At 42.9% G+C, this 11,734-nt stretch carries 14 protein-coding genes and 1 tRNA gene; 3 read left to right on the top strand and 12 right to left on the bottom strand.

Annotation, left to right across the window (positions count from 1 at the left end):
• Positions 1-27: 27 nt before the first annotated feature.
• Positions 28-663 (bottom strand): hypothetical protein, encoded by a 636-nt coding sequence (locus tag FAI41_07665; GenBank protein ID QCE33459.1) that lies wholly within the window; start codon positions 661-663, stop codon positions 28-30.
• Positions 664-1,075: 412 nt separating this feature from the next.
• On the opposite strand from FAI41_07665, the gene FAI41_07660 reads away from it, so the two are divergent.
• Positions 1,076-1,501, top strand: coding sequence for a DUF423 domain-containing protein (locus FAI41_07660; protein ID QCE33458.1), 426 nt, complete (start codon positions 1,076-1,078; stop codon positions 1,499-1,501).
• Between the two features lie 34 nt (positions 1,502-1,535).
• On the top strand, positions 1,536-2,291 hold the full coding sequence (locus FAI41_07655; protein ID QCE33457.1) for a thioredoxin family protein: 756 nt from the start codon (positions 1,536-1,538) through the stop codon (positions 2,289-2,291).
• 79 nt (positions 2,292-2,370) lie between these two features.
• Here FAI41_07655 and FAI41_07650 read toward each other — a convergent pair whose 3' ends face one another.
• From FAI41_07650 to FAI41_07615, 8 genes are all read right to left on the bottom strand, one after another.
• Positions 2,371-3,570 carry a pyridoxal phosphate-dependent aminotransferase gene (locus FAI41_07650; protein QCE33456.1) on the bottom strand — a complete coding sequence of 400 codons (1,200 nt, stop codon included), beginning with the start codon at positions 3,568-3,570 and terminating at the stop codon, positions 2,371-2,373.
• Positions 3,571-3,590: 20 nt separating this feature from the next.
• Positions 3,591-4,025, bottom strand: coding sequence for a 50S ribosomal protein L19 (locus tag FAI41_07645; GenBank protein ID QCE33455.1), 435 nt, complete (start codon positions 4,023-4,025; stop codon positions 3,591-3,593).
• A 94-nt stretch (positions 4,026-4,119) separates the two neighbouring features.
• Positions 4,120-4,830, bottom strand: a complete 711-nt coding sequence (trmD, locus tag FAI41_07640) for a tRNA (guanosine(37)-N1)-methyltransferase TrmD (GenBank protein QCE33454.1) — start codon at positions 4,828-4,830, stop codon at positions 4,120-4,122.
• Positions 4,827-5,369, bottom strand: coding sequence for a 16S rRNA processing protein RimM (gene rimM / locus FAI41_07635; GenBank protein ID QCE33453.1), 543 nt, complete (start codon positions 5,367-5,369; stop codon positions 4,827-4,829). Before rimM ends, trmD begins: the two co-directional genes overlap by 4 nt.
• A 41-nt stretch (positions 5,370-5,410) precedes the next feature.
• Complete coding sequence (rpsP, locus tag FAI41_07630) at positions 5,411-5,836, bottom strand: 30S ribosomal protein S16 (protein ID QCE33452.1); 426 nt, start codon at positions 5,834-5,836, stop codon at positions 5,411-5,413.
• Positions 5,837-5,903: 67 nt separating this feature from the next.
• Positions 5,904-7,334, bottom strand: a complete 1,431-nt coding sequence (locus FAI41_07625) for a signal recognition particle protein (GenBank protein QCE33451.1) — start codon at positions 7,332-7,334, stop codon at positions 5,904-5,906.
• Positions 7,335-7,489: 155 nt separating this feature from the next.
• On the bottom strand, positions 7,490-8,776 hold the full coding sequence (locus FAI41_07620) for an ammonium transporter (GenBank protein QCE33450.1): 1,287 nt from the start codon (positions 8,774-8,776) through the stop codon (positions 7,490-7,492).
• Positions 8,777-8,827: 51 nt separating this feature from the next.
• Positions 8,828-9,133 (bottom strand): P-II family nitrogen regulator, encoded by a 306-nt coding sequence (locus tag FAI41_07615; protein ID QCE33449.1) that lies wholly within the window; start codon positions 9,131-9,133, stop codon positions 8,828-8,830.
• Between the two features lie 124 nt (positions 9,134-9,257).
• Here FAI41_07615 and FAI41_07610 point away from each other — a divergent pair.
• Positions 9,258-9,347 (top strand) — tRNA-Ser (locus FAI41_07610).
• A 433-nt stretch (positions 9,348-9,780) separates the two neighbouring features.
• On the opposite strand, the gene FAI41_07605 is transcribed toward FAI41_07610, so the two are convergent.
• The 3 genes from FAI41_07605 to FAI41_07595 all read right to left on the bottom strand — a co-directional run bounded on the left by FAI41_07605 (position 9,781) and on the right by FAI41_07595 (position 11,697).
• Positions 9,781-10,269: a hypothetical protein gene (locus FAI41_07605; protein QCE33448.1), complete on the bottom strand. Its 489-nt coding sequence runs from the start codon at positions 10,267-10,269 to the stop codon at positions 9,781-9,783.
• Between the two features lies 1 nt (position 10,270).
• Positions 10,271-10,609 carry a hypothetical protein gene (locus FAI41_07600; protein QCE33447.1) on the bottom strand — a complete coding sequence of 113 codons (339 nt, stop codon included), beginning with the start codon at positions 10,607-10,609 and terminating at the stop codon, positions 10,271-10,273.
• Positions 10,610-10,740: 131 nt separating this feature from the next.
• Positions 10,741-11,697, bottom strand: coding sequence for a hypothetical protein (locus tag FAI41_07595; GenBank protein ID QCE33446.1), 957 nt, complete (start codon positions 11,695-11,697; stop codon positions 10,741-10,743).
• Between the last annotated feature and the right edge of the window lie 37 nt (positions 11,698-11,734).

Here is an 11,734-nt window from a genome sequence, read left to right as displayed (position 1 = left end):
CTGCTTTTAAAGCAGTCTTTTTTGTTCTTAATTTTTCCACCATTCAATGGGATCAGCATCTTCTTTGAGCTTCACCGGAATAGGATCGTTTGAATGTCTTTCCTGTACCGGAGCAAAATTCTCGATTTCCTCTTTTTCTAAAATCGGCTTTTCTGTCTCTTCTGAAGGGGCATGCAGAAAAGTGACAAGCTCTTTAAGCTTCGTCAGTGCCTGCCCCTGCTTCTCAAGCAGATTTTCTATTTCTGCCAAGCGATTTTCGACAATCTTCTGCTGCTCTTCCGCATTCTTCTGCGCCTGCTTCAAGAAGGCCACATCCTGCTTTAAACTTTGTAAATGATCTGAGGAAGATGAAGCCGCCTTTTCTTCATAAGGCGAACGTACCCGCTCAACAGCACCGACAACACGGGAAACAGAATTGGAAAGACGGGGAGAGAGTTTTTCAACAACAACGGAATCCTCTCTTGCAAATTTCCGGCGTGTCGGCGTATTGGCAGACCTCGAATTTCCAGAAGCAAACGGATTACCCGACTTACTGGAAGAGGGACGTTTACGATCACTTTTCGAGCCAAGCTTTGCGAGTGCCAAACGCAGAGAATCTTCTGTTAAAGCTGAATTCTCAAAATTATCAGCTTCATTATTTTCTTTTAAACCACCGAAAGTCAAACAACTTTCCCTTTCTTTACATCACAAACATCTTTCGTCTCTCACAGGGAAAAATGTCATATCCATTTTCAAGATATCCAATAGCGAAATTTAATTCCTATTGCTGCCTATCATTCTTTCTAGAAGAGAATCTTTCACAATGAAGAATTTACGATACATAACCGCTTTTTACGGATTGAAAGTTTCTTACTTCCTCAGCTTCATTGCCTAATTTCTAAGAAGAATAGTCATTCTCTCTCTCGAAATCAATTCCATTATTCCATATTTCTTCATTTTTTAAAAATGACTCTATAAAAAATATAGACTATTATAAATACTTAAAGTATCCACCTTTCTTTATTTTATGCTTTACTCATATTTTTAAAGTCTAAGGAAATCGATTTCTTCCCACAGCAAATGGATCATCTTTTACATGCAAGATAAAAAAATTTCCTATATCCGTACCACGATTGCCCTTTCAGGGATTTTCATGGCCTCAGGATTGATTTTTCAAACCTTATCTGCCCATTTGCCTGAAAATTTTCTTGAGGGTGTCCGCTACCGGGAATATTTAAAACTTGCCGGCAATATGCTCCTTATCGAATCCATTGGGGCAAGTTTACTCAGTCTCACAGCACTAGCACCGATTTGCCGCCCCCATGAAACAAAAATATGGCTTTTTGCCTCCTCCCTTATCCTTTTGGGAACATTCCTTTTTTCGGGCAGTCTGGCTTTATTATCTTTTAAAATCATCTCGCCCATTTTTATTACCCCATTAGGAGCAATCCTTCAGATGCTGGGCTGGATTCTACCTGCTTTTATCTGTATCTCTGGAATGTTACGAAAAAATTCTCTTTGAGATTCCTGCCTTTTTTGTTGAAAGTTTCATAAAGATGACTCTTTTTCCTTCTCGCGCCTTACGTATTTCTCTTGCTTTCGGACTGAGTGCTTTTGCGCTTTCAGCATTTAAAGCAGAAGCAACGGCTGTGCCAGAGCAAGTCTATGTTGCGGATGCGCCTAAAAAAGTAGCCGCCTTTCCAAGCTTTATTCGCCCGCATGCCCTGCCTGTTGAAAATGCCTACCCTTCTGAGGGGCATGCCGAACGTGATCTTAAACATGCATTTGAGGCGGCGGCAAAAGAACATAAATTGGTCTTGGCCTCTTTTGGCGCAAACTGGTCTCAGGATTGTAAAACCTTAGAAGGCGTTTTGAATCTTGAAGAGTTAAAACCATGGATCAATCAAAATTTCATCCTTGTGAACATTAATGTGAGCCGCAAAGAAGGCAAATTCAACCGGAATATGGAAATTGCCAAGCGCTACGGAATTGTTGTGAAATCCCTCCCAAGCGTTTTGGCCTTTACCCCACGCGCAACAGTCTTAAATGCTGATGGCACAGAGGCATTTGGCAATGCGCATATAATGCGTCCGCAAGAAATTGCCGATTTACTTAATCTCTGGCATTCTCGTGCCCCTGCCGCAGAACGGATTGAAGTCCAAAATATCGAAAAAACAATGCGTGCAGAAGCCATTGCAAAAAAAGCCAAACAAATAGAGGAAGATCAGAAAAAAAATCTTAAAAAAGGCCAGACATTAGGAACAAACTACTACCAAAATGGCCAAATTGTACGAACCCCTCCTGCAAAATAAAATTACAGAATGCAAAAGACAAAAAAGCCGAGAGAAAAATCTCTCGGCTTTTTCTTTATTTCTCTTTTTTAGAAAAAATTTAACGAAGTCCCTCGGCAAAGACTTTCAAGCGCCTTGCCCCTTCGATTAAATCAGCATCAGAGGCCGCAAAAGAAAGGCGTAAATAGCCTGGCTTGCCAAAAGGTGTTCCGTGCACAACGGCTAAGCCTTCCTCTTCCAGCAAGGCATTCACAATATCAGAATCATCGTTAAGACGTACCCCTGCCTTTGTCGTTTTGCCAATCCATTTTTCGATATTTGGAAAAGCATAAAAGGCCCCTTCTGGGCGGCGACAGGACAAATCTTTAACCTCTGATAAATGCGACATAAAAAGATCACGGCGCTTTTCATAGGTAGCCCGCATCTTTTCTACCCCATCCAGCCCCTCTTCCAAAACAGCGAGAGCGGCCCCCTGCGCCGGAGCGCAAATACCGGAAGTACTATTTCCCTGCAAAACCATCATGGCAGAAATAAGCTGTTCCGGCCCATGCGCAAAACCAATCCGCCATCCGGTCATGGAATAGGCTTTGCTCATACCATTCAACGTCAGGATGCGGTCTACTAAATCAGGCGCAATAGCGGCAATAGAATGCGACTTTTGACCGTCAAAAGTCAGATGCTCATACATTTCATCGCTAAAAATCCAAACTTCCGGATATTTACGCATAACTTGCGCAATCTCCGCCAGCTCCTCTTTTGAAAGAACAGCACCTGTTGGATTAGAAGGGGAATTTAAAATAAAAACTTTTGTTTTTGAGGTGATCGCCGCCTCAATCTGTGCGGCTGTCGGATGAAATTTATTTTCTTCCAATGCCTCTACAATAACGGATTTTCCGCCGGCGAACTGAACGCTAAGCGGATAGCTCACCCAATAAGGTGCTGGGATAATGACTTCATCCTCAGGATTAATCACCGCTAAACAGGCATTAAACAATAATTGTTTGCCGCCGTTACCAACCATTAACTGATTGGTTTCAACCTTAATACCATTTTGCGTGCGGAATTTTTCTGCAATGGCGTTAAGGAGGTCTGACATTCCCCGCAAAGGCGGGTATCCCGTCCGACCTTCTGAAATGATTTTTTCCACCCCACGCAATGCGGATGCAGGAGAAGGAAAATCCGGCTCCCCCAAAGCAAGGGAGAGAATGTCTCTCCCTTGGGCACGTAATGCTCTCGCACGTGCCGCCGCTTTGAGGGTTGCAGATTCAGGAAGCTCTAAAAGACGGGAAGCCAGTTTCATCCAAAGAACCTATATGCCAATTAAGATGCAGAAGATTCTTTAGCTGCTGCACGTGCCGCAGCTGCTTCTGCCTTACGGACAGCTTTGCTTTTAACGCCACGTGTACGTTCTGCAATACGTGCAGATTTACCGGAACGCTCACGCAGATAGTAAAGTTTCGCACGGCGAACTTTACCACGACGGACGACTTCGATGGAATCAATAGAAGGCGCATAAAGTGGAAAAACACGTTCCACACCTTCACCGTTAGAAATTTTACGAACGGTAAAATTGCTGTTTAGCGCTTTGTTTGAACGTGCAATAACAACACCTTCAAAAATCTGAACACGCTCACGGGTGCCCTCGATAACACGCACACCAACACGCACAGTGTCACCCGGTGTGAAAACAGGAATGGCACGCTTAGTGGTAAGGCGCTCTACTTCGCGCGCTTCAAATGCTTCTACAATATTCATTACAATGATCCTTTTTTTGAACGCTTAAATATACCCAATCTTTAACGTGTTTTCCAGAATGCCTCTCAAAACAGTTCTAAAACACACGAAACCTTTACTTTTCCTCAAGAACGCCGCTTTTTTCCAAAAGATCTGGACGCCGCTGTTTGGTCGCCTCTAAGGCTTTTTCTGCCCGCCATGCTTTAATTGCGGCATGATGACCGGACAATAAAATCTCCGGCACTTCAAGCCCATCCCAATTTGCCGGACGTGTATATTGAGGATATTCCAAAAGACCATTGGAGAAGCTTTCCTCCTCTAAACTTTCTTTTGATCCCATTACACCCGGTAAGAGACGGATACAACTATCTAACAAAGCAAGCGCTGGTATTTCTCCGCCGGACAAAACAAAATCACCTAAGCTCACTTCGATAATTTCATTTTTTTCCAAGAAACGCTCATCAACACCTTCAAAGCGTCCACAAAGCAGAATAACCCCATTGCCCTTTGATAATTTTCCAGCCATCGCCTGATCAAGACGCCTACCCCGTGGGGTAAAATAAATAGCAGGTCGATTATCCTCTTTTTTCTTTACACAACTCAATGCCTGATCGAGAACGTCCGGACGAATCACCATGCCACTTCCGCCGCCGAAAGGTTGGTCATCAACATTACGATGTATCCCGATCCCATGTTCACGCAAATCATGCGCTTTACAAGACCACAACCCTTTTTTCAAAGCTGTTCCCGCAAGAGAACATCCCAAAGGCCCCGGAAACATTTCAGGAAACAAGGTAATAATGTCTGCCTGCCATGTTTTGGTCATTCACGCACCTCAACTGTACCATCCAGAGAACCCGTCACCTCAATTTCCGCTGGGGGAATAATGGTTACTCTCCCCTCTGAAATCGAGACATCGGGAACGCAAGCCGGTGTGAAAGGCACCAATGAGCCACTTGACAATTCCAGACTAACCCCTGCCCCATAATCGTGGACAAGTTTGACTTTTCCGAGCTTTTTCCCTTCTGCGTCAAAGGCGGTTAGACCGACCAAATCCGCATGATAAAATTCATCTTTTGGAAGATCATCAAAGAACTCCCGCAAAATATAGAATTTTGTCCCAATCAAAGCCTGCGCTTCATCCCGATCTTTTGGGGAAATACCCGCCTCATTTTTAAGGCTTGCAATATTTTTCCCCTCCCAAACGAGATGCCACTTCACCCCTTTTTCATCTTCAAGATAAGGAGCGGCCTCTAACAGCTCGAGATCCTCGAGCAAAGACTGCACCTGTACACGACCTGAAAGTCCATGTGCCCGACGAATAAAAGCAGCTTCGATTTTAGAAGAATTGCGCATATGAGTCATAAGCCCGTTCTAAATGACAGTTAAAAGCCATTGAGAAATATTTAGGCTTCTTCCTTACCTTCTTCAGCTGGCGCTTCTGCGGCGGCTTTAGCTTCTTCTTCAGCTTTTTTAGCTTCAGCAGCAGCTTTTTCTTCTTTTGCCTTAATCGCATCAAGACGGTCTTGCGCTTTTTTCTTTGGCGCAGATTTTTTTGGCTGCTCGTTATAAGCTGGCTTTTCGATAATGCCAGCATTTCCGAGGAAACGTGCAACACGGTCTGTTGGCAATGCACCAACGGAAAGCCAATGTTTCACACGCTCTTCAGCGATTCCAACACGATCTGCATGATCAGAAGGCAGCATTGGGTTATAATGACCAACTTTCTCGATAAAGCGGCCGTCACGTGGGGAACGGCTGTCCGCAATAACGATGTGGTAATATGGACGATGCTTGGAACCACCACGGGCCAAACGAATTTTAACACTCATTCAGACTACTCCTATTTTTGTCTGCTACATTAAAACGCTTACGAAAACGTTCCTTTAAACTTTACTTCTATTTTTGCGGAAAATGAGGCATTTGAGGTAAACCCTCGCCACCCTTTCCTGCAAGCATTTTGCCCATGGCCGCCATATCTCTACCGCCGCCACCAAACAAACCTGCCATGCCCATTTTCCGGACACGTTTCATCATTTTAGACATTTCCGCAAATTGTTTGAGCAAACGGTTAACAGCGGCCACATCGACCCCCGCACCTTTTGCAATACGTTTTTTACGTGATGCCTTAATAATGTCGGGATTTTTACGCTCCTGCCGTGTCATCGAAGAAATAATAACTTCATGCTTTTTTAAGAAAGACGTATCCATACCCTTATCGCCGATAAGATCTTTAATTTTCCCCATTCCGGGCAACATGCCCAAAATACCGGAAATAGATCCCAATCGTGATATTTGCTTAATCTGTGAAAGATAATCCTCTAGGTCAAACTCGCCTGCCGCCATACGTTTAGCGACACGTTCGCCCTCTTCCTGGTCCAGTCTTTCCTCGACTGTTTCGACCAAGCCGGCCACATCCCCAAGACCAAGAATCCGGCCCGCCATACGATCCGCATGGAAAACCTCCAAGGCCTCAAGCTTTTCCCCCATTCCGAGGAATTTAATCGGCGCACCGGAAACTTCCTTCATGGAAAGTGCCGCTCCACCTCGAGCATCCCCATCCATACGGCTGAGAACAACACCGGTCAGATGAATCGCCTCATGGAAAGCTTTGGCCGTATTTGCCGCGTCCTGCCCTGTCATCGCATCAACAACCAACAAGGTTTCCTGCGGTGAGGAGATCTCTGAAATCTCTTTGATCTCCGCCATCAGCGCCTCGTCAATCGATAAGCGCCCTGCGGTATCTAAAATGAGAATATCAAAGCCTTCACGCTTGGCTTTATCCAATGCACGCTTAGCAATCTGTGCAGGTTTTTCACCCTCAACGATCGGAAGCGCCTCAACCTTACCGCCATTTTTCAAAGCGGCCTGCTCTGCCAAACGGGTAAGCTGAAGCTGTGCCGCCGGACGGTAAACGTCCAAACTGGCCAGCAATGTGCGCTTATTTTCTTTTTGCGCCAAACGATGCGCAATTTTCCCGGCAGTTGTGGTCTTACCCGCCCCCTGTAAGCCTGCCATCAAAATAATAGAAGGCGGCGAACCAATATTTAAAGCATGGGCATCTGCCCCACCAAGAATCTCAACCAGCGTATCATTGATGATTTTTGCAACGGTTTGCCCAGCGGAAACACCCTCAGCAACCTCTTCGCCAACAGCACGTTCCCGAACTTTGGCAACAAAATCACGCACAACGGGAAGCGCAACATCTGCCTCCAACATGGCAAGACGTGCCTCACGCATTGCCTGCTTAACATCTGCCTCTGAAAGTTTTCCACCACGGGAAACCCCTTCAAAAACACCGCTCATCCGTTGCGATAGCCGATCGAACAAACTTTTATTCCTTAAATGCAGGTTTTATATATTACAAACCAAAAACGTCACTGTGCGAGCCTTCGCAGAGTGACGGGACCAGATAATTAGTTAAGACTTTTCTAAGCCTTCCTACCGTTCCCGTCAAGTCCTGACATTTAGTGTCAAAAAAGTCTTTAATTTAAACGCTCTCCATGTTGCGTAATATCCATCCCTAAATGCTCATCTTGCAAATCAATCCGCAATTTAAAGAAGAAATCAACAATTTTATAAAGAATATAGGTAACAATCACCGACCAAATAATCGCCGCCCCTGAGGCAATCGCCTGTTTTCCAACCAATGAAAAACTTCCCCAAATACCTACGGGATCTTCCGGCATCGCTGTAAGCTTTCCGCAGGCTAAGGCTCCCGTTAATAATCCGCCTAAAATACCGCCAACGCCATGAATACCAAAAGCATCTAAACTATCATCATAGCCTAAAACGGGTTTTAATCTGGTAACAGACCACCAGCAAACAAGCGAGGTTAAGGCCCCGATCAGAATTGCGGCATAAGGCAAAACAAAACCTGCCGCCGGCGTAATCCCAACCAGCCCTGCCAAAGCCCCCGAAACAATTCCTAACGCCGTTGGTTTACCGACGGTTCGCCATTCTAAAATTCCCCATATCAGCGCACCACTCGCGCAGGCAGATTGCGTTGCCAGCATCGCCATCCCGGCACGTCCATTTGCGCCCAGCGCCGAACCGGCATTAAAACCAAACCAGCCAACAGTTAAAAAGGCCGCCCCCATCAAGGTATAAGAAAGATTCCAAGGGGAAAAATCCTCTTTTCCCAGCCCTTTCCGTGGCCCCATTAGGCATGCTGCAACCAAACCGGAAATGCCGGAAGTGACATGAACGACCGTTCCGCCGGCATAATCAATTGCTCCGAGTTTAGCGATCCAGCCTTCCGGCGCCCAAACCCAATGGGCAACGGGGATATAAACAAACAAAGACCATAAAATCAAAAAAACACATAAGGCGGAAAAGCGGGCACGCCCAGCCAATGCCCCAACCAGCAACGCCGGCGCAATAATCGCAAAATCCATCTGAAACAAAACAAAAACGGATTCTGGAATCTGCGTTTGAATGGCACCAGCCTGCCCTGCACCCAGTGTAAAGGCCTCATTAAAATGATTTAGCAGATTAGAAAGTCCAATATCACCAAGCCCTCCAATCCAAGGGGAAAGGAAATCCGGGCTTTTGGAAAAGGTTAAGGAATAGCCAATAAAAATCCACAGAATAGAAATCATACCGCAAACGGCAAATGGCTGTACCAACGTTGTTAAAACATTTTTACGCCGCACCATTCCCGAATAAAAAAGCCCAATTCCCGGCAAACTCATCAGCAATACCAAAATGGCGGAGAGCATTACCCAAGCCGTATCCCCCGTATTGATAGGATGTAAAATTGCAGTGTCCATGATCTGATCCTATCTTCTTTCTCAAACTTTTAAGGAATTTACGTTACTTTATCATTTATTAAACTGAATAAAATATTCTAATGCCTGCACCCAAAGCACCCCATTTTCTGCCCCAATGGAATCTTTGACGGTATTGATAGCTATTTTTACCTTCTCTGACGCAATCGCAAACTCGATTTTTGTGCAATCACTGAATTCATCCTCATAAACAACGCCCCGATACATGGCTGTTGTGCCCTTATGCACTCCGGAACCCCGAACAGAGGTAATGGTCATGGCGTTAAAGCCTGCACCGATCAACGCAGCCCGAACCTGATCGAGCTGATGGGATTGAATAATGGCGGTAACAAGTTTCATAAAACACGCTTTTCAAGGGGAAATAGAGAAGAAATAGGACATCAAATAATATTTATCTTTATAATATTCTAAATTTCTCTTTACCTTTCAAGCAAATAGTCTTTATAAGGGGGACATATTTTACGGAGAGGTGGTCGAGCGGTTTAAGGCACCGGTCTTGAAAACCGGCGTAGGTGCAAGCCTACCGTGGGTTCGAATCCCACCCTCTCCGCCATATATTCCCCTAAAATTTGTTGATTTTTCAATACTTTTCTTAGTTTTGTATTTTTCAGTCCTACATCCAGTCCTACATTTTAATTTTCCTTATAGAAATTGTCGCTTGAATGACAAATTTTACATGTTGCGAGACAAAAAAATACCGAACCTCACCTCTCTCTTCCTAAATATTTAAAGCGAAACAAAAATCCCCTTAGAAATTTCTAAGGGGATTTTCATTTCGCTGATCTTTGTTTTGATATAAAATTGACGCTTAAACTATCAAAAGATAGGCTAAAAATATCTGCTAAAGCACCCTTAAAAAACAAAATATGAAAAGAACCTAAAAAGTAAACAAGGCTATCTAAGCAACAAAAATGCTCTTATTTCTATCTTGTAAGCACGCCACAACGGGGGAAACTTTTTAAAGTATTCCCCGTTATATTTTCTCTTTAAGATTTCGAATGCACCTCTTCTGAAGCTTGTTTATGAATACTCTCTAAATTAGGAGCATGCTCAATTATTTTAGACGCTATATACGGTTGACCACAAATATGATTAGGGGTGATCTCTACAGAAGAATACTTATAACGAGCAGAATGACAGCCTTGTCGCCCTTCCCAACTGCTTGGGTCGCATCCAATTTCATTAGCATCAAGCGTTCGTATAATATGCGCTAAACCTCTTTGATATTCGCAGGGCTGTTTTACGGCTTTAATTTCAATTATAACGCCATTGTCCTCGTATGTAATATTTGCTCCTCTACCACTTGATGTATCTTCGACATTTATAATCTTTACAATTCGTCCTTGCTGAATTTGGTTACTCGGGGCAGGATCTAGAGCAATATTTGATGGCGTTGTCGTTGTTTCTGCACACCCATTTAAAAGAACTATAGAAAAACAAAACAACAATTTAATTTTATTTCTTATACAATGCATTTTATGATCCAGATGAAAGATTCTCACTTAGCGTTTGTTGTTGAGCGATAGACTGCTTATATGCCTCTTCTTGTTCAGACATCGAAGCATTATATTGCTCAAATAAATCACGTTGATTATCTGTGTCTTTCCTTAAATATATTTGGCTAGCTTGTTCATTAACTGCCGTTGTTTCTTTAAAATAATACAATCCTTCAGCACCAAAAATAGCTAGCACTGTTAGCATAAGTGTCCATTTGGCAGAGCGTATAAACAAGACTAGATAAAATAAGGCTATCAACAGCGCTGAAGCTGGATGCCCTTCAATCCAATGATAAAGAGTTGCTATCCCATATGACATAATATTTTAATCCCTAAACTTTAATTTTAAATAAAAAACTCTATTTTACAGCAAAAAAACCATTATATACCATTCTTACCGCCCCCCCTCGGAAGAGCTATAAAAAGTAGTACAACTCCCTATGTAAAAGATTACTTAGTCTTATAGTGATGCTTTCCACCAGGCGCAAAATCAGGGTCAAAACCTACCAATTCTGCGTCAATATCACTGCTCATACGCTCATAAGAAGCAAGCTCCATGTCCAGAGAGTAGATTGCACCATTAGGTGCAGCATCTATTACCTGATGAAAAAAAGCATCTTGCTCAATATAAGTTACGATGCCCTCGACAGAAATATCAACTTCTGGTGAATATTTGGAACCACCATATTCAAGAAAAGTCTCAATTGCAGAGAGATACCTATCTGCCCAATATTCATATTGATTATTGATGTACTTTCTAAGTTCTTCACTATACGACGCTGTCCTAAGCAGAATTATCATCTCTTCTTTCAACAAAGATGCGCTTTCACGAAATCTTTGAAGCTCAAGAACCTGTGACATCTCTGGATCAGTTTCTATATAATTAAAAATCCCATTGATCGTCAGCGGATTATCTGGGTAATTTTTTATAAACTCATCATAAGCACCCGTTTCTATAAAATTTTTTATATTTGAGAGATACTTATCGGCCCAATATTCATACTGCCCCTCAATACATTCTCTTAGCACTTTGTCACAGGGGTATTTTTCAAGAAAATTTATCGTTTTTTCTTTTAAAGAAGAGTAATTTTCCCCTAGATCCTCTCCTTGAATAAAAATCATCTCTTCTCGCATTTTCTGATGCATCTCAGTAAGATCTATGAGACTTTTATCTGAAACAAGCTCATCAAGAGAAATACTGTCCACATTCCGAAAGTAATCCGTTGCAATAAGCGCATCAATATAACTTAAATATCTAGATGCCCATTTTTCGTAATTACTTTCCACCTCCTTTTTTAACTCCTCCTCAAAAGGATATTCTCTAAGAAAATGAATTAATTTTTCTTTTAGAAGTTGGTCTTCTTTATCAAATTTTTGCAGATCAATTTTAACATCAGAATCAGCCATATATTTACCTAAAATAACAATTTAAAAATCCCTTTTT

This window comes from Acetobacteraceae bacterium (genome assembly GCA_004843165.1).
In the GTDB taxonomy this organism is placed as follows: Bacteria; Pseudomonadota; Alphaproteobacteria; order Acetobacterales; family Acetobacteraceae.
This window is presented reverse-complemented; position numbering and strand designations above follow the sequence as displayed.

Excerpts from the sequence above, each read along its gene's own strand:
- FAI41_07655 (QCE33457.1), top strand. The coding sequence starts at position 1,536 with ATGACTCTTTTTCCTTCTCGCGCCTTACGTATTTCTCTTGCTTTCGGA.
- FAI41_07660 (QCE33458.1), top strand. The coding sequence starts at position 1,076 with ATGCAAGATAAAAAAATTTCCTATATCCGTACCACGATTGCCCTTTCA.
- trmD (QCE33454.1), bottom strand. The coding sequence starts at position 4,830 with ATGACCAAAACATGGCAGGCAGACATTATTACCTTGTTTCCTGAAATG.
- FAI41_07620 (QCE33450.1), bottom strand. The coding sequence starts at position 8,776 with ATGGACACTGCAATTTTACATCCTATCAATACGGGGGATACGGCTTGG.
- rimM (QCE33453.1), bottom strand. The coding sequence starts at position 5,369 with ATGACTCATATGCGCAATTCTTCTAAAATCGAAGCTGCTTTTATTCGT.
- FAI41_07605 (QCE33448.1), bottom strand. The coding sequence starts at position 10,269 with ATGCATTGTATAAGAAATAAAATTAAATTGTTGTTTTGTTTTTCTATA.
- FAI41_07595 (QCE33446.1), bottom strand. The coding sequence starts at position 11,697 with ATGGCTGATTCTGATGTTAAAATTGATCTGCAAAAATTTGATAAAGAA.
- FAI41_07615 (QCE33449.1), bottom strand. The coding sequence starts at position 9,133 with ATGAAACTTGTTACCGCCATTATTCAATCCCATCAGCTCGATCAGGTT.
- FAI41_07650 (QCE33456.1), bottom strand. The coding sequence starts at position 3,570 with ATGAAACTGGCTTCCCGTCTTTTAGAGCTTCCTGAATCTGCAACCCTC.
- FAI41_07600 (QCE33447.1), bottom strand. The coding sequence starts at position 10,609 with ATGTCATATGGGATAGCAACTCTTTATCATTGGATTGAAGGGCATCCA.
- FAI41_07645 (QCE33455.1), bottom strand. The coding sequence starts at position 4,025 with ATGAATATTGTAGAAGCATTTGAAGCGCGCGAAGTAGAGCGCCTTACC.
- rpsP (QCE33452.1), bottom strand. The coding sequence starts at position 5,836 with ATGAGTGTTAAAATTCGTTTGGCCCGTGGTGGTTCCAAGCATCGTCCA.